Source organism: Streptomyces microflavus, assembly GCF_014650075.1.
GTDB lineage: Bacteria > Actinomycetota > Actinomycetes > Streptomycetales > Streptomycetaceae > Streptomyces > Streptomyces microflavus.
Genome location: NZ_BMUG01000010.1, coordinates 356,418 through 376,216 on the forward strand (window position 1 = coordinate 356,418; position 19,799 = coordinate 376,216).

Sequence of the window (19,799 nt, forward strand, 5' to 3'; positions counted from 1 at the left end):
CGCTGCGCACCATGGCTGACGAAGACGTATCCGAGCCCGATCTCGACCTGGACATCGACCCGGCGGACGATTCGAGCGCGGTGATGGCCGCCGTGGGGCGGCAGATCAAACTCTGGCGGGAGGCGGCCGGGCTGCGCGCCGCCGAACTGGGAACGGCGATCGGCTACAGCGAGGATCTCGTCTACAAGGTCGAGGGCGGACGACGCATCCCCAAACCGGAGTTCCTGGACGGGACGGACAGAGCTGTGGGCGCGGGCGGCAAGATCTCCGCGATGAAGAAGGACGTGGCGGAGGCCCGGTATCCGAAGAAGGTGAAGGACCTCGCCAAGCTCGAACGGGAAGCGGTGGAGCTCGGCGCGTACGGCAATCACAACGTCCACGGGCTTCTCCAGACCGCTGAATACGCCCGTGTGCTTTACGAGATGCGGCGGCCGGCGTTCGGGCCGGACGAGGTCGAGCGGTATGTCGCCGCACGGATGGCGCGGCAGGATATCTTCCGGCGGAAGCCGTTGACCATGCTCACCTTCGTCCAGGAGGAGGTGACGATCCGGCGGCCGCTCGGCGGGCGCGCGGTGCTGCGGCGCCAGCTCGAACACCTTCTGGAGATCGGGCAGTTGCGGAACGTCGAGATCCAGGTGATGCCGACCGACCGGGAGGACCACGCCGGGATGGGCGGTCAGCTCCAGCTTCTCAAGTTCAAGGACGGAACGGCGGTGGGACACTGGGAAGGGCAGTTGTTCAACCGCCTGACTTTCGACCCCAAGGAGGTTCGGATCCTGGAGCAGCGGCTCGGCCTCGTCCGGGCTCAGGGTCTCACTCCCCGGGAATCGCTGGCCTTCATCGAGAAAGTACTGGGAGAGACATGACGCGCATGACCCCGAGCGGCGACGCCTCCGCTCTGGAGTGGTTCAAGAGCAGCTACAGCAGCAACGACGGCCCCGAATGCGTCGAGGTTGCCGCCGCCCGCAGCACCGTGCACGTCCGTGACTCCAAGGACCTCGCCAGGTCACCGCTCGGCTTCACCTCCGCCGCCTGGGCGGACTTCGTCCCGTACGCCTCCGGCGGCTGAGCACGCCACCCTCGTACGCTCCGAGCGCGCTCGGCCTCCACGGACGGACGGCCGGGCGCGCTCGCGTGTGCGGCAGCTTCTCAGCCGGAAGCCCTTTGTGGCGGAAACCCTGACACCGGCATCCCCCTTCGGCACACTGAGTGCATGGACGATCACCCGGGGAAGTCGCCGGACCATCTCACGATCAACGTCACCCACCGGGACGACCCGGTCTTCGAGGTCACCGAGGCGGACGCGTTCGCCTCGGCCCGCAAGTATCCGAACATCGTGGTCCGGGGGCCGCTGTTCGGGCTTGCCGCGCAGCGGCGCGGGGAGCGGCCGCGCTGGCGGCTGATGGGCGAACTCGACACCGGGTTCCCGCAGATGGCCCGCGACGAGCTGAACTCGCACCTCTGGTTCAAGGCCAAGGACGAAACCGAGGACCGGGCCGAGCGGCGGTCGCTGCTGGCGGCCGTGGCCCGGCTGGAGACCGAGCCGGTCAACGAGGTGACGGCGGACGGGGTGCGCTACCGCATCGTGCGGGCCGACGAGTTCGCGCGGATCGGTGGCGGGCGCCTGGAGCCGCCCCGGGCCACCGACCCGGACGACGACAGCTGGGACCTGGACGCGCCTGAGTCCTCCCGCACCAAGGACTTCGTGGTCGACCACGCGGCCGCCGTCGGGCTGGCCGAAGGGATCGACCGGGCCGGGCTGCTGCAGCTCTCCTACACCGCCGACCGCTTCCCCTATGACGTACGGGCCGATTCCCAGCGGGCGTTGACCACCCACCCGGGCGTCGTCCTCCTCCCGACGACGTTCCGGGTGGTGGAGCGGAAGGAGCTGTCCTGGTCGATGGTGACCGGGCAGCACGCGACCCCGCAGGCCGCCCGGCGCGCCCTGGTCGACCACCTCACCCGGCCCATGCCGCAGCTCCCGGACCTGCCGGACATGCCGGAGCTGCCCGCGTGGATGAAGGTGGACGAGAAGGAGCAGGCGATCCACGACCGGGCCGCGAAGAAGTTCATGGCGCGCCGCAGGCCCAACGAACTCCTGGTGCGGGGGCGTCGGTTCGAGGTCGTGCGGGCCGAGCGTGTGATGCGCATCGGGCCCGACGGACCGGAGGGGCCGCGCCCGTCCGACACGGACGACTACGGCCCCTCCCAGATCCATCCCTTGATGGACGAGGAGGGGAACATCACCTACGGCACGTAGGTGATGTTCCCCTCAACAGCGGCGCGGAGGGCCTCAGTTGCCCTTGACCGTAACCTTCTCGTCGTTCTTCAGCTGCTCCACGAGCTGCTTCACCTTCGCCTTGTCCCAGACCAGGTTGCCGTTGGCGCTGCCGGAGATCGGCATGTTCATCGACGTACCGTCGCCGCCCGTGACGCCCTTCATCGCGAAGAACATGTTGGCCAGCGACCAGAGCGACATGTCCTTGTCCACGATCAGGGTGTCCAGGCCGGCGCCCATCGTCGGGTAGAGCTTGAACGGGTTGAGGATGGTGGACGGGGTCGCCGTCTGGCCGGCCAGCGCCGCGAGGAACTTCTGCTGGTTCTTCGTACGGTCCAGGTCGCTGCCCGCGAACGCGTACCGGGTGCGGACGAAGGCCAGGGACTGCTCGCCGTTCAGCGTCTGCTTGCCCGCCTGGAAGTCGGCCCCGGACTTCTTGTCCTTGAACGCCTTCGGGATGTCCAGCTCGACCCCGCCGATCGCGTCCACGATCTGCGCGAAGCCGCCGAAGCCGATCTCGACGTAGTGGTCGATGCGCAGCCCGGTGTTGAACTCGACCGTGCGCACCAGGAGTTCGGGGCCGTCCTCGGCGTACGCGGCGTTCAGCTTCACCTGGCGGCCGGTGCCCTGGAACATCTTGCCGGACTCGGACCCCTTGAAGGAGGGGATCTCCACCTGGGAGTCGCGCGGCAGGGAGACCAGCGTCGGGCCGCTGGAGCCGTCGTGCAGGATCATCATCGAGTCGGTGCGCTTGCCCTCGGCGGAACCGGTGCGCAGCCGCTTCTTCTCCTCGGCCGACATGCCCTCGCGGCTGTCGGAGCCGACGATCAGGTAGTTCGTGCCGTCGCCCGCTTCCGGCCGCTCGATGACCTTGGCCAGGTCGACCTCGCGCTTCAGCTTGCCGTCGGCCCAGAAGTACGTGGAGACGGAGACCACGAGGAGGACGACGACCAGGGTCAGCGCGCCGAGCTTGATCCGGCGGCGCCAGTCCGGGGCCGGGCGCCCCTGGACGTAACCCGCGTCACCGCCACCGCCACTGCGACCGCCGCCACCACGGCCGCCGCCCGCACCGCCGCCGTAGACCTGGCCGGTGTTGTAGCCGGGCTCGGGGCTGTTGCCGTAACCGGGCTGGCCGCCCTGGTAGCGGTCGTCGTACCCCTGGCTCTGCGGGGGCACCTGCGGCCTCTGCGGCGGGGCCGGGCGGCGCTGGATGTGGGGCATCGCCCGGGCGCTCTCGGGCTGAGGGCTGGCACTGCCCTGCCCGTAGCGCTCGCTGCGGTCGCCGGTCCGTCGATCGGGCCAATCGTTCATCCGAACAGTGTGCCGCGCCGACCCACAGCTATTACAGGGTGTAAGGGAAATCGCACCAGGGCTGTTGCGAAGCTGATGCATTCTGCGGGATCCGGCCCCGCGCATAAGGTGGACTGTATGACAGATCAGGCCACCCGCTCGGAGCGCTCGGAAGAAGAGATTCCGGGCAAGCCCACCGCCGCGTCCCGGACGACCCTCAGCCACATCATGACCGGCAGCGACACCAACCTCCTGGGTACGGTGCACGGTGGCGTGATCATGAAACTGGTCGACGACGCGGCGGGCGCTGTGGCCGGAAGGCACTCCGGCGGGCCCGCGGTCACCGCGTCGATGGACGAGATGGTCTTCCTGGAGCCGGTCAGGGTCGGTGACCTCGTCCACGTACGCGCCCAGGTGAACTGGACCGGCCGCTCCTCGATGGAGGTCGGCGTCCGCGTGATGGCCGAGCGCTGGAACGAGTCGACCCCGGCCCAGCAGGTCGGCAGCGCCTATCTGGTCTTCGCCGCCGTCGACGGGGACGGCAAGCCGCGCCGCGTACCGCCGGTGATCCCCGAGACCGAGCGCGACAAGCGGCGCTACCAGGAGGCGCAGATCCGGCGCACCCACCGCCTCGCCCGCCGCCGGGCGATCAAGGAGCTGCGGGAGAAGCGCGTGGCCGACGGCATCGACGACTGAGGCCCCGCAGGCGTCTTACGGGCAGACCACCTCGTCGCCCGTCACCGTGGCGAACTCGCCCGTCTGGTTGCTCTCCGCCCGCACCGGCCGCACCTTCGTGAAGTCCGAGCCGGCCGTCACCTCCATCGTGGCGCCCTGCCCCTTCACCGCCCTCAGCTCGCTCCCGGGCAACGCGGCGGCCAGCGACTTCGCCGAACGGTCCCAGCGCGGGTCGTACGTCACGAGCGTCCGCGCCAGGTCACGCAGCTTGCCGTTGAGCGGAGCGTCGGTGGTGTTGAAGCCGGTCGCGCGCAGGCCCGCGTCCACGTCCTTGCCGAGGCCGTCCTTCGGGGTCCCGTTGTAGACCTGCACCCGGATCTCCTCCGGCGCCACGTCCACCAGGGTTCCCTGCGCCTGCTTCGGCGCACCCGCCGCGGGCTTCGGCTTCGCCGGGGCCAGCGGCTTGTCCTCGCGCAGCGCCTGGAACAGCTTCTTCGACTTCGCCGCGTCCCACTGGACCGTGGAGCCGATGCCCTTCACCGGGAAGCTCGGATTCCCCACCGGCACGGAGGTGAACTCCGACGAGGCCGGGCTGAAGTCCTTCATCGCCTTGCCGAGCGCCAGCATCTGCTCCGTACCGAACCCCTCGTCGGCCCGGACCGAGCTCAGCACCGAGGCGGCGACCTGCTGGAACCGCACCGGGTTCAGCAGCACGCCGTTGCTGGTCGCCTCCTTGATCAGCGCCGCCATGAACTTCTGCTGGCGCTGCATCCGGCCCAGGTCGGAGCCCACGTCGACGTGGCGGGAGCGTACGTACTGAAGCGCCCGGCCACCGTCGAGCCTGTGGGTGCCGGCGGGCAGGTCCAGACCGGTGTACGAGTCCTTCATCGGCCGGGCCGTACAGATCTGCACCCCGCCCACCGCGTCGACCGTCTTCATGAAGCTGGTGAAGTCGACCTCCAGATAGTGGTCGACCTTGACGCCCGTCATGTGCTCGACCGTCCGCACGGTCAGCGTCGGCCCGCCCTCCGCGTAGGCGGCGTTCAGCTTCACCGGGTGGCTGTTGTGCTTCTTGCCGGTCGTGCGGTCCGTGTGGGCGGGGATCTCGGCGTAACTGTCCCGGGGCAGACTCACGACGCTCGCCCGCTGCTTGTCGGCCGAGAGGTGGACCAGCATGATCGTGTCGGTGCAGTGGCAGGGCGCGCCGCCCAGCTTGTACTTCTGCTTCTCCGCCTTGGTGATGGTGTCCCGGCCGTCGGTGCCCACGAGCAGCAGATTCGTGCCGTGCCCGGACTGGGGGCGGTTCTTCATGTCCCTGAACGGGTCGACCCGGCCGATCCCGCCCTCCAGGTTGCTCACCAGGGCGTGACCGATGCCACCCGCGCCCAGCACCAGCACCGAGAGCCCGGTGGCCACCCGCATGCCCCAGCGCGGCCGCTCGTCCTGCTTCCGGGAGCGGACCGGCCGTCCACCTTGCGGAGGGCGGCGGCGCGGAGGAGTGGTGCGGGGGCGGGGCTGGCGCTGCGGTGGACGGGGGGCGGTCACGGGGGGAGACACCTCCGCGGTGCACGGGGGACGGAGACACCTCTGCGGTGCAAGGGGACCATCGCACGGTAGGCCCATACGATCTCCGCCCCGGCCCGCCACCCGGCGGCGCGCGCACCGGTGTCCCCCATTCGCGGTAACGTGGCGGCCGAATCACGCCGCCTCCCGGGGTGCCCGCCCCCTGGGCGCGGAACCCCTGGCGCCCCCGAGGACCCCCTGAGGACCACATGTCTGCCGCGCAGTACCCCGCCGTCTCCGTGATCATGCCGGTGCTCAACGAGGAACGCCATCTCAGGAACTCGGTCCGGCACATCCTGGAGCAGGAGTACGCCGGTGAGATGGAGGTCGTGATCGCGCTCGGCCCCTCCGCCGACCGCACGGACGAGATCGCGGCCGAGCTGGTCGCCGAGGACCCCCGGGTCCACACGGTCCCGAACCCCACCGGCCGCACCCCCGCCGCCCTCAACGCGGCGATCAAGGCCTCCCGCCACCCCGTCGTCGTACGCGTCGACGGCCACGGCATGCTCTCCCCGAACTACATCGCGACCGCCGTCCGCCTCCTGGAGGAGACCGGCGCGCAGAACGTCGGCGGCATCATGCACGCCGAGGGCGAGAACGCCTGGGAGGACGCCGTCGCCGCCGCGATGACCTCGAAGATCGGCGTCGGCAACGCGGCCTTCCACACCGGCGGCCAGGCGGGCCCGGCCGAGACCGTGTACCTGGGCGTCTTCCGGCGTGAGGCGCTGGAGCGGGCCGAGGGCTACAACGTGGAGTTCATCCGCGCCCAGGACTGGGAGCTGAACTTCCGGATCCGCGAGGCCGGCGGGCTGATCTGGTTCTCGCCCGAGCTGAAGGTCCAGTACCGCCCGCGCCCCTCGGTGAAGGCGCTCGCCAAGCAGTACAAGGACTACGGCCGCTGGCGTCACGTCGTCGCCCGCTACCACTCCGGCTCCATCAACCTGCGCTACCTCGCCCCGCCGACCGCCGTCGTCGCCATCGCGGCGGGCCTGGTGGTGGGCGCCGCCGTCACCCCCTGGGCGCTTCTCGTCCCCGGCGGGTACCTGGCAGCGATCGTCGCCGGGTCGCTGCCCGCCGGCAAGGGGCTCCCGCTGAAGGCCCGCGCGCAGATCCCGGTGGCGCTGGCGACCATGCACATGTGCTGGGGCTTCGGCTTCCTCACCAGCCCGCGCTCCCTGGCGAAGCGGGTCATCGCGAGCCGCCGCCCGTCGCTGGCGAGCAGCAGCGAGACCGTCTGACCCATTCGGACCCGGTCGTAGTCGTAGAAGAGGGCCCCACCGCTGACCGGTGGGGCCCTTCGTCCTTCGTACGACCTGTTACGGGGTCACGGCACACGTCACCACGTGTACTGCGGGTTGACCTTCATACAGCCCTTCTCCTCGCCGTTCTGGGCCCCCGCCGAATCCGGGGTCTTCTCCGTGCCCTTGGAGACGGGGTAGACCCCCTCGTCGCGCCAGTCGGCGCCCACGGCGAGCGAGATGCCCGAGACGTCGGTCGACCTCTTCACCTGCGAGACCGGGATGCCGAGCGCCTTGGCGACCGCCTGCGCGTCGCCCTCCAGCTCCGCGCTCGGATACAGGACCCCGGTCCGCGCCGCCCCCGCCACGTTCCCGGCGTCGACGGTGGCCTTCGCGAAGCCCGCCTCCTTGAGCAGCTTCTCCACGTCACCCGCCCGCCCCGAGACCGGGCCGAGCGCGTCGGTGGCGGTCGCGTTCCGTACGGCGACGGCGATCTCGCCGATCGGAGCGGACGGGTCCTTCGGCTCCACCGGCTTCCGCTTGGACGCCTTGCCGTCGAGCGGCACGTCCTCGCGGACCATCCGGAACAGCTGCTCCGCGTCGCCCGCCTTCGGGTAGACCCGGCCGTCGTTCGTCCCGGTGCCGTACACGTTCGGCATGGTCGACATCGTGATGCGCTTCGTCGGGACCTTCTTCAGCTCCTCGGCCAGGTCGTAGAGCTTCTTGACCGTGTCGAGGCCCTTGTCGACCGTCAGCGCGGTGGTCGCGGCCTCGGCCAGGTTCATCAGCTTGCCCGGGTCGGTGAGCTTGGTGCCCTTGCGCAACTCCCGCACCATCGAGTTCATGTACTGGTGCTGGGCCTTGGCCCGCGCGAGGTCGCTGCCGTCCTCGAAGCCGTAGCGGGTGCGCAGCCACTGGAGGGCCTGCTCGCCCTTGACGTACGTGGTGCCCTCCTCCAGCTTCAGCCCGGAGCCGCCGCGGCCGTTGGCGCCGCGCGAGAGGATGTTGGCGTCCACGCAGACCGGGACGCCGCCGATCGCGTCGGCCATCGAGACCACACCGGCGAAGTCGATCATCATGAAGTGGTCGATCCGGATGCCGGTCAGCTCGTACCAGGCGGCCACCGTGCAGCCCGGACCACCGCGGCGCAGGCTCTGGTTGGTCTGCACGTCCTGGGTGCTGGCAGGGAAGACCTCGCCGTCCGGGGCCGTGCACTTGGGCATCTTGAGCATGGTGTCGCGCGGCATGCTGACCACGGAGAGGTTGGAGCGGTCCGCGGAGAGGTGGAGCAGCATCTGCACATCGGCGAGCGGCGGGGAGCCGAAGGTCTCCTTCGCTCCGCCCAGCTTCTGGTTCGCCTTGGAGTCCCGGGCGTCGGAGCCGATGAGCAGGATGTTGAGCGGGGTCTGACCGGCGGCGTTGGCCTTGTGGTCGGCCATCTGCTTGTCGCCGAGGGTCAGATCCTCCTTCTTGATGTTGCCGTTGAGGTGCTCGTAGTAGAGGTAGCCGGCCCCACCGGCGCCGAGTATGAGCAGGGCGAGTACGGAGGAGACCCAGCGGAGTACGCGCCGTTTGCCGTTCTTCGGGGCGCGGCGACTGCTCCGGCCGCTCCGGCCCCGGCTGCTTCTGCCCCGCGGCCCGGACCGCCGCCCCGGTCCTTGGGCGGCCGCCTTCCCCTCCGTACCGCTGCCGCTGCCGTCACCGCTCTCGCGGGTGTCCCCGTCCCCGTACCTGCCTTCGTCCCCGCCGTCCCGGTCCGCGTGCTGGACGCGTGACCGTGTCCCCTCCCCAGACGTACTGCTCCGTCCCACCGGACCCCCCATGCTGTTCAGATTTCCGCTGCGACGCGGTGACCCGGTGTCACTGTGCGCATACCGCCTTGTCGGCGCTTGCCCGCTGGATGTCCTCCGGCGCCTTCGCCGGTCCGGTGATGGGTATGCCCGCGCCCTTGAAGTCCGCCCCCAGCGTCAGCACCATCGCCTGCAGCCCTTCGGCGTCGGCGGTGCCCGGCTTCATGGCCGTGGCGGGCAGGCCCATCATCTCGGCGAGCGCGCGGGCCTGGTCGGCCTGGTTGGGCGCGTAGGCCAGCGTCGTCTTCTTGATCTTCTCGGGGGCGTTGGCCTTGTTGGTGGACTTCAGCACCCCCTGTTCGTTCTGGAGCCAGGTGACGGTCGCACCCGCGGCGCCCGGGATCTCACCGCCGTTGAGGACATCCACACGTACGTCGGCGGGCGCGGCCTTCGGGCCCTTGAGCAGGGCCGCCTGCTTGCTCTTGGCGGCCTTCTCCTTCTGCTTCACCTCGGTCAGCGAGGTGTCGGAGCGCATCATCGCGAAGAGCTGTTCACCCTTCTGCGGGGCCACGACCACGGTGATGGGGGTCGGCTCGGCCGGATTGTCTATGACCGGCATCGTGACGAAGGTGATGTTCTTGGTGTCGACCTTGCCGATCTCCTGGGCAAGCGTCATCAGCTTCTTCGCGCTGCCGATGCCCTGGTCGACCGTGAGGGCGTTGGTCGCCGCGTCCGCCAGCTTGAACAGCTTCGTGGGGTTGGTCAGGGTGTCGCTCGACTTCATCTCCCGGATCATCGAGCCGAGGAACTGCTGCTGCACCTTGATCCGGTCGAGGTCGCTCTCGTTGCCGAAGCTGTGCCGGGTGCGCAGCAGGGCGAGGGCTTCCTCGCCCTCGACGCGGGACTCTCCCTTGGGGAGCTTCAGATGGGACTTCGGGTCGTCGATCGGCTTGGCCATGCAGACCTTCACGCCGCCGACCGCCGTCGTCAGCTCCTTGACCGCGTTGAAGTCGACCATCATGAAGTGGTCGGGCTTGACGCCGGTGATCGCCTCGACCGTCCTCATCGTGCAGCCGGGGTCGCGGCCCTCCTGGCCGAGGCTGACGTTGAAGCGGACGTTCGGGGTGCCCGGGATGACCTTCTCCGACCCGTCCGGCTGCTTCGTCTCGCAGTCCGGGATGTCCGTCATCAGGTCGCGCGGGATGCTCATCGCCGTCGCGTTGGTGCGGTCCTCGGAGACATGGAACAGGATGTTCGTGTCGGCGTGGCCCTCGCTGCCCTTGTCGCCGTACCCCTCGTTGCCCTTGCCGGTGCGCTTGTCGGTGCCGATGATCAGGATGTTCATCGGGCCGTCGCTGAGGACGTCCTTGTTGCCCGCGTCGCCGATGTCGACGGTGTCGATGTTGCCGTTGAACCGCTCGTAGAGGAGGTACGCGCCGAGCGAGGCGGAGACGACGAGGAACGCCGTCACCCCGCCCGTCCACATCAGCGCCTTCTTCCGGCGGGCCTTGGGGGACTTGCGCTTACGGCGTCCCGCGGTGGCCGTGGCCTCCGCGCCGCGCCCGCCGCTCTGGGAGGCCCGGCGGCTGCGCTGGCCGGGCACCTCGCGGCGCGGGCCGTCGGGGGAGCCGGTTCGCCGGCGGCCGGAATCCTCCGCGGTGGTGGTACGCGCGGCGACCGGCGACTCCCCTGCGGATTGGTCCAGTCGCAGTTCGTAATTGCCGGTGTGCGGGTTGAGTACCCACTGGTCTGCGGGGTCGATATCGTCCGCCCGCCCACGGCTTTGCGCATCCACGGTTGCTTGAGTCCTCCGTCGGTGCCACGCGAGGCGCCCTCCCCCGGCAAGGCGCTCGTTTCTTCGCTCCAGCAGTGCACGACCTGACGGCCGGAAGCACCGGATCGCGTCACACTATCCGCCCGGTCAGAAAAGGAGCGACGTGCGTGACCTACACCACGCTCCTTACAACCGGGCATTCTTCCCATTATGCGTCGATTGCCTTCTCTGTCTTGGCAATTGCTTTACTGCTCACACAGGTCGTCCGCAGCGCTCGACCCCGAATAGGTGGGTGTCGGGGTCGGACTTTCGGAGCCGGTACCGTCCGGCTTTCCGTCGTCACCGCCGCCGTCACCCTCGCCGTTCCCCCCGCCGTTCCCCCCGCCGTCCTTCTCGGCGTCCTTGAGTTCGTCCGCCGGAACCACGGCCACGGGCTTGTCCTCGCGCAGTTGCTTGAACAGCTCGCCCGCGTCCGGTTCGACGAGTTCGTCCCGGTTCCGGTCCAGGCGGTACGGCTGCCTCGGCACGGTCAGGAACTGCACCTGCTCGGTCGGCACGTCCCGCATGCTCCGCACCAGGTCGTACAGGTCCCGCAGCGAGTCGAGCCCCGGGTCGGTCGTCAGCGACTTGGTCGCCGCGTCCAGGACCGGGTAGAGCCGCGTCGGGTTGAGCAGGACGCCGTTGCTCTGCATCTTGTTCACCAGGGCGCCGAGGAACTGCTGCTGGCGCTCCATCCGTTCGGTGTCGCTGCCGTCGCCGAGGGTCTTGCGCGCCCGTACGTAACCGAGCGCCTCCTCGCCGTTCAGCGTCTGCCGCCCGGCGGGGAGGTCGAGGTGCGCGTCCTTGTCGTCGATCGGCTTAGGCAGGCAGATCTCGACCCCGTCCACGGCGTCGACCATCTCCTTGAACCCGTTGAAGTCGACGACCATGTGGTGGTCGATACGGATGCCGGTCATCCGCTCCACCGTGCGGATCGTGCAGGCGGTGCCGCCGAGCTCGAACGCGGAGTTGAACTGGGCGAACCGCTTGCGGGTCTCCTTGTCGTCCCCGGTGCGGCAGCTGGGGATCTCCACCATCAGATCGCGCGGCAGGGACACCGCGGTCGCGCTCTTCCGGTCCGCCGCGAGGTGCAGCAGGATCGTGGTGTCGGAGCGCTGGCTGCCGCCGTCGTCACGGCCGTACTCACTGTTCTCCCCGGCCCGGCTGTCCGACCCGATGAGCAGGATGTTCTGGGCATCCATGACGACCGGGGTGGGCCGCTCCTTCTCGTACACCTTCAGCTCGGCGGCGGCGCTGGTGTCGGTGGTGATGTTGCCGTCGAGCTTCTTGTACAGCCACCAGCCCGCCCCCGCGGAGACCAGCACGAGGAACGACGCGGCGAGGGCGGCCCAGCGCAGCCAGGGGCGCTTCCGCCGGGACGCGGAACCGTCCTTGGGATGATCGGCCCAGGTCTGCACACCGGCGGCGCCTGCGCCCTGTGGGGTGCCGGAGTCCTGAGGGGCGTCGGCATCCGGGGCCTCGCTGTCCGGGGTGTCGGCGTCCGGGGCCCCGCCCCGAGGCGCTCCGTCCTCAGGCGCTCCGCCCTCAGATGCTCCGCCCTCAGACGCTCTGTCCTCAGGCGCTCCGCCCTCGGGTGCGGGCTCTTCCTGCGACCTGCCCTGCGGCGAGTCCCCGGCCGGGTGGTCCGGGTCGGCCGGCGTGCCAGCACTGTCGGTCACGTCTGCGTCCATCCTTCACGGTCGGCGGCGCGATGGGCCGCCGGTCGCAGGAGTAGACGGCTGAACCTCACGCTTGGTTGTGCACTGCCAGAGAGTGGTCTGTACCGCCGATCATCTACCCCCGTTGACGATCGCTATCGGGGGCTCGGCCCGCTGTGGGCCGGACGAGTGCACCTCAGGGCGCTTGTCATACCGCACTGTTGGCCGCTTCCCCGGCAGTGCGGGTGACTCACACCGCCGTGCCGGTGACCCGCTCGCTCTCGACCCGCTTCGCCAGGCCCTCCGCGTCGAGCTGCCCGAGGTGGCGGCAGAGGACCACGGAACCTCCGGCGGCCAGCGGCGCGAAGAGCCCGGCGCTCAGCCCCTCCCAGGTGTCGTACGAGTGCCCGGTCAGCAGCCGGGACCCCGGTACGAGCCCGAGCGCGTCGGCGTCCTCACGGGCCTTGGCGACGAGTTGCGTACCGGTCAGCTCGACCCCGCCCACCGCCAGCGCGGGAGCCCCGGGGTCCACCGGGGCGAACGGGGCGAAGCGGTCGCCCTGGCTCGGCACCTCCACCGCGTAGTCGGAGAAGCCCTCGGGCGGCTGTGGGAACCGGCCGCCCAGCGGACGCAGGGCCAGCGCGACCCGCTCGCCCCGGCAGGTCCGGGCCCGCTCCAGCGTGTCCGGCCCGCTCACCACGAGGTCGGCGGCGGCCGGGTCACCCTGGATGTCGGCGACGACGCCGACCGAGGAGCAGGCGAGCAGCCAGACCGCGGACTGCCAGTGCGCGGGGAGGAGCAGGGCGAGCCGGTCGCCGGGCTCGGCGGCGAGGTCGCTCTGGAGCAGATTGGCGGTCTTGGCCACCCAATTGGCGAAGGTGGCCACCGACAGTTCGACGCGTTCTCCGGTGGCGTCGTCGTAGAAGGTGACCAGGGGGCGGGCCGGGTCCGCGGCGAGGGCGGATCGCAGCAGGTCGGCGGCGGTTCGGTCGCTGGAGTTCATCCGCGCAAGAGTACGCGGGGACGCTGTGCGGGGCGGGCTGAACGGGTGTCACGTACACCGGTTCGGCAGACCCGGCGTCAGGTACGGGCCTCTGCCCGGGTAGCCGGACTTGCCCTGCTATGGCCAGGATCATGCGTATGCGTGCACTACTGGTCACCTCAGTCGGCGTCACCTGCGCGGCGGCACTCACCCTGCCGCTCGCCGCCCCCGCGTCGTCCGCCCCTGCCCTCTCCTCCGCCTCGGCCCGGCCACCTTCCCTCACCACCGAGCCACGTACGGACACCTCCGGCACCACCGACACCTCCGGCACCACCGCCCCCGATGGAGCCGAGCCCCGCGCCGCGAAGTCCGCCGCCGAACCGGCCGGCTCCACGCAGTCGCTGCCCCTGGCGCCCCTCGCCGTCCCCTCGAACCGGGTCGCGGGAGCACCGACGGTCCATGGCCTGCCCCAGCGCGACGCCCGCCCCTTCTCCCTGGTGGGCGTGGTCTGGGACGACGCCGAGGCCGAGCTGCACGGCACGGTCCAGGTCCGGACCCGGGCCACCGGCACCACGCGCTGGTCCGACTGGCAGGACGTCGAGACGCACAACGCGGACCACGCCGCCGACCTCGGCAGCGCGGAGCGCGAGGGCCGTACGGTGCGGGGCGCGACGGCCCCGCTCTGGGTCGGCGACTCGGACGGCGTGGAGGTACGCGTACGTCCGGAGTCCCCGGCCACCCCGGAGTCCCCGGGCTCCCAGGACCGCGCGGCCACCCCCGTACCGCTGCCGGAGGGGATGCGCCTGGAGCTCGTCGACCCCGGCGAGGACCCGGCGCCGGAGCCCGCCCGGGGCGCCCCCGCCAACCGGGCGGCCGTCCCCGCGGTCTTCGCGGACACCCCGCCGACCGCCGCACTGCCGGAGGTCCTGACGGCCGAGATCGCTGCGGCCTCGGCGGTCAACGCGGAAGTCGCGGAGCTCGGCGCGACCGTCATCCCCGCCCTCACCCAGGCCGAGACGGTGGAGTCGGTGAACCTGGCACCCGGGGCGAAGCCGTACATCGGTCCGCGGCCGAAGATCGTCACGCGCAAGGGCTGGGGCGCCGACGAGAAGCTCCGGGAGCGGAACTTCGGGTACACGAAGTCCGTCAAGGCGGCCTTCGTGCACCACAGCGCGACCGGCAACAACTACACCTGCAAGCAGGCCCCTTCGGTGCTGCGCAGCATCTACCGCTACCACGTCAAGAGCAGCGGCTGGCGCGACTTCGGCTACAACTTCGCCGTCGACAAGTGCGGAAACATCTACGAGGGCCGGGCCGGAGGCGTCACCAAGGCGGTCCTCGGAGCGCACACCCTGGGCTTCAACACCAACACGATGGGCATCGCGGTGCTCGGCTCCTACGGGTCCACCAACCCGCCCGCCGCCGCCGTGACCGCCGTCTCCAAACTCACGGCCTGGAAGCTCGGTCTGTTCGGCGCCAACCCCAAGGGGAAGGTGACGCTCGTCTCGGGCGGCAGCAACAAGTACAGGAAGGGCGTGAAGGTCAAGATGAACGTGATCTCGGGCCATCGGGACGGGTTCGCAACCGAATGCCCCGGAGCGCGTCTCTACAAGAAGCTCGGCACGGCCCGGACAAGCTCCGCCAAACTGCAGGGCCGCTGACCGGTTCATGTCGGACCGGTCTGCTTAGACTGGCCAGCCATATACCCAGGCCAGGCCCCAGCAGGAAGCAGAGACGGTGCTGTGACAGAGGCAAAAGAAGCGATCCTCCTGGTCGGTGGCAAAGGCACCCGGCTGCGCCCGCTCACGGTGCACACCCCGAAGCCGATGGTCCCGGCGGCGGGGGTCCCCTTCCTGACCCACCAGCTGGCGCGGGCCAGGGCGGCCGGGGTCGAGCACATCGTGCTCGCCACGTCGTACCTGGCCGAGGTCTTCGAGCCGCACTTCGGCGACGGTTCCTCGCTCGGCCTGCACATCGAGTACGTCACCGAGCAGGAACCGCTCGGCACCGGCGGCGCGATACGCAATGTGGCGGCCAAGCTGTCGTCGGGCCCGGACGAGCCCGTCCTGATCTTCAACGGTGACATCCTGACCGGGCTGGACATCCGGGCCCTGGTCACCTCGCACAACGACTCCGGGGCGGACGTCTCGCTCCACCTGACCCGGGTGGAGGATCCGCGCGCCTTCGGTCTCGTACCGACGGACGCGACGGGCCGGGTCACGGCCTTCCTGGAGAAGCCGCAGACGCCCGAGGAGATCGTCACCGACCAGATCAACGCCGGGGCGTACATCTTCCGGCGCTCGGTCATCGACACCATCCCCGAGGGCCGCCCGGTCTCCGTCGAGCGCGAGACCTTCCCCGGACTGCTCGCCTCCGGAGCCCACCTCCAGGGCATGGTCGACTCCACCTACTGGCTGGACCTGGGCACCCCGCAGGCCTTCGTACGCGGCTCCGCCGACCTGGTCATGGGCCGCGCCCCCTCCCCGGCCGTCCCGGGCCGCTGCGGCGACCGCCTGGTCCTGGAGACGGCCACGGTGGCCGCCGACGCCAAGCTCACCGGTGGCACGGTGGTCGGGGCCGGTGCGGTGATCGGAGCGGGCGCACGGATCGACGGCTCGACGGTCCTGGCCGGCGCGGTCGTCGAGGCGGGCGCGGTCATCACGGACTCGCTCATCGGGGCGGGCGCGAGGATCGGCAGCCGTACGGTGCTGAACGGCGCGGTGATCGGGGACGGCGCCCAGGTGGGCGCGGACAACGAGCTGCGGGACGGGGTGCGGATCTGGTGCGGCGCGGTCCTCCCGGACGCCTCGATCCGCTTCTCCTCGGACCAGTAGGGCGGCTCGGCCCGTACCCTCAAGAGGACACTTCCAGCACCAGAACCCCCTGAGGCCCCACCCGTGGCAGGACGATTCGCCCCCCGCACCGCGCGCCCGACGCTGCCGCACCAGGCAGCTCAGGTTGTGCGGCGCGAGAAGGGGTTCGCGCGCGGCGAAGAGGGGCCTGCGCGCGGCGAAGAGGGGCTCGCACGCGGTGGCGAGGGGCTCGCGCGCGGCGACGGGGCTCCCGTGCGGGGCGATGAGCGCCCGCTGACCCGGGAGTGGACCCCGCCCGGCCCGTTGGACCTGCGTCTGGTCCTCGGCCCGCTGCGCCGGGGCCCGGCCGACCCCACGTTCCGGATGGCGCCGGACGGCACGTTCTGGCGGGCCACCCGCACGCCGGAGGGCCCCGGCACCCTGAGGGTGGCGGCGCGCGGCGACCGCGTCGGGGCACAGGCATGGGGCCCCGGGGCGGAGTGGCTGCTGGCCTGCCTGCCCGCCCTCCTGGGGGCCGACGACGACCCGGACGCGTTCACCCCGCACCACCGCCTGCTCGCCGTGGCCCGGCACCGCCGCCCCGGGCTGCGGCTGCTGCGCACGGGCCTGGTCATGGAGTCGCTGATCCCGTCGATCCTGGAACAGAAGGTCACCACGGACGAGGCGTACCGCGCCTGGCGCCTCCTGGTCCGCCGCTACGGCACCCCGGCCCCCGGCCCGACGGCCGCACTGGGCCTCCATGTGATGCCGGACGCGCGGACCTGGGCGATGATCCCGTCCTGGGAGTGGCACAAGGCGGGCGTCGACACCAAGCGCTCGTCGACGATCATGCGGGCGGTACGGGTGGCGCCCAGGCTGGAGGAGGCGTCGGCGATGGAGCTTCCCCGGGCGACGGCCCGCCTGGAACTGATCCCCGGCATCGGCCCCTGGACCTCCGCCGAAACCCTCCAGCGCTCCAACGGCGCCCCCGACGCGGTCACGGTGGGCGACTACCACCTGCCGGGCATCGTGGGCCACGCCCTGGCGGACAACCGCCACGCGGACGACGAGGAGATGCTGACCCTGCTGACCCCGTACGAGGGCCAGCGTCACAGGGCAACGCGCTTGATCCTGCTCTCGGGCCGAATCCCGGAGCGCAGGGGCCCGAGGATGACACCGGGAAACATCGCAGCGCTGTAAAACACCCCCCATTCCAGCCCCTGCGGGGTTCGCTCACCCAGCCCCTCCGGCGTTTGAGGAGCGGGGTCCGGGGCAGAGCCCCGAAACCTCAGCCCGTCCGGCGCTTGAGGACAGAAGGGGTCCGGGGCAGAGCCCCGGTTTCGGGAAGGGGCGGGTAGGGGAGAGGCCCCGCGCAGCGGCCCCACCCCCCCCGCACGCCCCCACCTCACCGCACGGTGAGAAAGTCCTCCGCATCCCGAACAGCCCGCTCCCGAGCCACCCCCACCGCATGCCCCACAGCCACCGCCCCCAACGGATCCCACGACTCCGGCAGCGCCAACACCTCCCGCACCACCGACCGGCAGAACATCGTCGAGGACACCCACGCCGACCCCAACCGCTCACCCGCCAGCGCCACCAGGAAGTTCTGCACGCCGGCCCCCGCCGCGACCACGAACATCTCCCGCTCCGCCGTGTCCCGCCGCACGTCCCCGTACGTATGGGAGCCGTCCATCACCAGGCACGGCACCGCCAGATACGGCGCGTTGCGCAGCACATCCCCGCGCCGCACCCGCTTCGCGATCGACTCCTCGCTCTTGCCGTCACGCCGCAGATCCTCGATCCAGGCGTCCCGCATCGCGTCGAGCAGCCGGGTCCGCGACTCGGCGGACTCCAGCAGCACGAACCGCCAGGGCGTCGTGTGGTGCGGCGCCGGAGCGGTGACGGCGGCCGCCACCGCCCGCCGCACCGCCCCCGGATCCACCGGCTCGTCACTGAACTCGCGCACCGTCCGCCGCAGGGTCACCGCTTCCCGCACGGCCTCGGACGTCCCCAGCCGGAACATGTCATCGGCCGCGCCCCGCACCAGCGCACGGGCACCCGGGTCGTCCTCGTCCTCAGCACCGGGGGAGACCACATGCGGCAACCCCCGCACCACGGCGACCGGCAACCCCGCGGCCTTGCCCTTGACCAGGTCCCCGGCGGCGGCCAGCTCGTCCGCCGTCGCCACGACCGTGGCGCTGAGCGGATTGCCGTACGCGTCCGTCCCGCCGCGCAGATCGTCCAGCGCCCGCACCCCGGCCGCCCCGATCGCGACATCGGTCAGCCCGTTGCGCCAGGGCCGCCCGAAGGTGTCCGTGACGACGACGCCGATCTCCACGCCGAGGGTGTCCCGCAGCCCGTCCCGGATCGCCCGGGCGGAGGCGTCGGGGTCCTCGGGCAGCAGGAGCACGGTCCCGGCCGGGGTGTTCGACGCGTCGACCCCGGCGGCGGCCATCACCAGCCCCTGCCGGTTCTCCACGATCCGCAGCGTGCCGCGCCGCGCCACGACCCGTACGGTCTCCGCGTCGATGGCGGCCTCGCGGTCGGCGGCCTCGACGATCCGGCCCTCGGCCTTGGAAACGATCTTCGAGGTGACGAGCAGGACGTCACCGTCGACCAGCCCCGGCTCGGCCCCGGCGATCAGCTTGGCGAGATCGTCACCGGCGCGCACCTCGGGGATCCCGCCCAGGGCCCACACCCGGAAGGAAGGCGCGGAGCCGCCCCCCTCGACATCAGCACTGCCGACACCGCTCACGCCCGCACCTCCTCGGCCAGATCCAGCGCCTGGCGGGCCATCTCGGCGGTGGCGTCCACGTCCGTCATCATCAGGGGCACCGCCAGGCAGCGGATCCCCGCGGCCTCGACCTCGCCGACCGTACCGGCGTCCACCGTGTCGACCAGCCACCCGTCGAGCAGCCCCGACCCGTAGTGCTGGGCCACGGCCGCGGCCGTCGACTCGACGCCCACCGCGGCGAGCACCTTGTCCGCCATACCCCGCACGGGCGCGTCCCCGACGATGGGGGAGAGGCCGACGACCGGCACTCCGGCCTCGGCGATCGCCTCCCGGATACCGGGCACGGCGAGGATGGTGCCGATGGAGACCACCGGGTTCGACGGCGGGAAGACGATGACATCGGCGGCGCCGATGGCCTCCAGCACACCCGGCGCCGGCTTCGCCTGCTCCGCCCCGACCGGCACGATCGCCTGCGCCTCGACGGAGGCGCGCAGCTTCACCCAGTACTCCTGGAAGTGGATGGCCTTGCTCTCGCCGTCCATCTCGACGGCGACGTGTGTCTCGACCCGGTCGTCGGACATCGGCAGCAGCCGCACCCCCGGCTGCCAGCGGGCGCAGAGCGCCTCGGTGACCGCGCTGAGCGGATAGCCCGCGCCGAGCATCTGCGTACGGACGATGTGGGTCGCGAAGTCGCGGTCGCCGAGACCGAACCACCCGGGCCCCACCCCGTACGCCGCGAGCTCGTCCTTGACCTGGAAGGTCTCGTCGGTCCGCCCCCAGCCCTGCTCCTCGTTGATGCCACCGCCGAGGGTGTACATCACGGTGTCGAGGTCGGGGCAGACCTTCAGCCCGAACAGATGGATGTCATCACCCGTGTTGCCGATGACCGTGATGTCCGCCTCGGGCGCGGCCTGCTTGAGGCCACGCAGAAAACGAGCACCACCGATACCGCCGGCCAGAACAACAATGCGCATGCACAGCAGTTT

Annotated in this window: 16 protein-coding genes; 8 read left to right on the forward strand and 8 right to left on the reverse strand. The window is 71.0% G+C overall.

Translation table 11 applies throughout. The features are described from left to right. Positions 1-11 precede the first annotated feature (11 nt). From IE264_RS28545 to IE264_RS28555, 3 genes are all read left to right on the forward strand, one after another. Positions 12-866, forward strand: coding sequence for a helix-turn-helix domain-containing protein (locus IE264_RS28545; protein ID WP_032757349.1), 855 nt, complete (start codon positions 12-14; stop codon positions 864-866). Beyond that, entirely contained in the window at positions 863-1,069 is a 207-nt protein-coding gene (locus tag IE264_RS28550; RefSeq protein WP_032757313.1) for a DUF397 domain-containing protein, read from the forward strand. Before IE264_RS28545 ends, IE264_RS28550 begins: the two co-directional genes overlap by 4 nt. A gap of 144 nt (positions 1,070-1,213) precedes the next feature. Then, positions 1,214-2,260 carry a DUF5954 family protein gene (locus IE264_RS28555; RefSeq protein WP_032757314.1) on the forward strand — a complete coding sequence of 349 codons (1,047 nt, stop codon included), beginning with the start codon at positions 1,214-1,216 and terminating at the stop codon, positions 2,258-2,260. A 33-nt stretch (positions 2,261-2,293) separates the two neighbouring features. On the opposite strand, the gene IE264_RS28560 is transcribed toward IE264_RS28555, so the two are convergent. Beyond that, positions 2,294-3,589 carry an LCP family protein gene (locus IE264_RS28560; RefSeq protein WP_078657464.1) on the reverse strand — a complete coding sequence of 432 codons (1,296 nt, stop codon included), beginning with the start codon at positions 3,587-3,589 and terminating at the stop codon, positions 2,294-2,296. 117 nt (positions 3,590-3,706) lie between these two features. Here IE264_RS28560 and IE264_RS28565 point away from each other — a divergent pair, with 117 nt between their 5' ends. After that, a complete protein-coding gene (locus IE264_RS28565; protein ID WP_031124313.1) occupies positions 3,707-4,264 on the forward strand; it encodes an acyl-CoA thioesterase in 558 nt (185 codons plus the stop codon). A 15-nt stretch (positions 4,265-4,279) separates the two neighbouring features. On the opposite strand, the gene IE264_RS28570 is transcribed toward IE264_RS28565, so the two are convergent. Continuing rightward, entirely contained in the window at positions 4,280-5,788 is a 1,509-nt protein-coding gene (locus IE264_RS28570; RefSeq protein ID WP_435851996.1) for an LCP family protein, read from the reverse strand. Positions 5,789-6,015: 227 nt separating this feature from the next. On the opposite strand from IE264_RS28570, the gene IE264_RS28575 reads away from it, so the two are divergent. Further along, positions 6,016-7,044 (forward strand): glycosyltransferase family 2 protein, encoded by a 1,029-nt coding sequence (locus IE264_RS28575; RefSeq protein ID WP_032757317.1) that lies wholly within the window; start codon positions 6,016-6,018, stop codon positions 7,042-7,044. A gap of 98 nt (positions 7,045-7,142) precedes the next feature. Here IE264_RS28575 and IE264_RS28580 read toward each other — a convergent pair whose 3' ends face one another. The 4 genes from IE264_RS28580 to IE264_RS28595 all read right to left on the reverse strand — a co-directional run bounded on the left by IE264_RS28580 (position 7,143) and on the right by IE264_RS28595 (position 13,308). Beyond that, positions 7,143-8,867 carry an LCP family protein gene (locus IE264_RS28580; protein ID WP_190167721.1) on the reverse strand — a complete coding sequence of 575 codons (1,725 nt, stop codon included), beginning with the start codon at positions 8,865-8,867 and terminating at the stop codon, positions 7,143-7,145. A gap of 37 nt (positions 8,868-8,904) precedes the next feature. Continuing rightward, the gene (locus IE264_RS28585) at positions 8,905-10,629 is read right to left on the reverse strand and encodes an LCP family protein (RefSeq protein WP_015608946.1); all 1,725 of its coding nucleotides are present in this window, start codon (positions 10,627-10,629) and stop codon (positions 8,905-8,907) included. Between the two features lie 224 nt (positions 10,630-10,853). Beyond that, on the reverse strand, positions 10,854-12,326 hold the full coding sequence (locus IE264_RS28590; protein WP_229887816.1) for an LCP family protein: 1,473 nt from the start codon (positions 12,324-12,326) through the stop codon (positions 10,854-10,856). A 229-nt stretch (positions 12,327-12,555) separates the two neighbouring features. Continuing rightward, on the reverse strand, positions 12,556-13,308 hold the full coding sequence (locus IE264_RS28595; protein ID WP_032757319.1) for a TIGR03089 family protein: 753 nt from the start codon (positions 13,306-13,308) through the stop codon (positions 12,556-12,558). 137 nt (positions 13,309-13,445) lie between these two features. On the opposite strand from IE264_RS28595, the gene IE264_RS28600 reads away from it, so the two are divergent. The 3 genes from IE264_RS28600 (at position 13,446) to IE264_RS28610 (ending at position 17,279) form a co-directional block, all read left to right on the forward strand. Continuing rightward, complete coding sequence (locus IE264_RS28600) at positions 13,446-14,948, forward strand: peptidoglycan recognition protein family protein (protein ID WP_032757321.1); 1,503 nt, start codon at positions 13,446-13,448, stop codon at positions 14,946-14,948. Positions 14,949-15,029: 81 nt separating this feature from the next. Then, positions 15,030-16,121 (forward strand): mannose-1-phosphate guanylyltransferase, encoded by a 1,092-nt coding sequence (gene manB / locus IE264_RS28605; RefSeq protein WP_032757323.1) that lies wholly within the window; start codon positions 15,030-15,032, stop codon positions 16,119-16,121. 63 nt (positions 16,122-16,184) lie between these two features. Beyond that, on the forward strand, positions 16,185-17,279 hold the full coding sequence (locus tag IE264_RS28610) for a DNA-3-methyladenine glycosylase family protein (RefSeq protein WP_032757325.1): 1,095 nt from the start codon (positions 16,185-16,187) through the stop codon (positions 17,277-17,279). Between the two features lie 205 nt (positions 17,280-17,484). Here the strand turns inward: IE264_RS28610 and IE264_RS28615 are convergent, their stop codons facing one another. Then, positions 17,485-18,834, reverse strand: coding sequence for a coenzyme F420-0:L-glutamate ligase (locus IE264_RS28615; protein ID WP_078657465.1), 1,350 nt, complete (start codon positions 18,832-18,834; stop codon positions 17,485-17,487). After that, complete coding sequence (gene cofD / locus IE264_RS28620) at positions 18,831-19,787, reverse strand: 2-phospho-L-lactate transferase (protein WP_032757326.1); 957 nt, start codon at positions 19,785-19,787, stop codon at positions 18,831-18,833. Before cofD ends, IE264_RS28615 begins: the two co-directional genes overlap by 4 nt. Positions 19,788-19,799 lie beyond the last annotated feature (12 nt).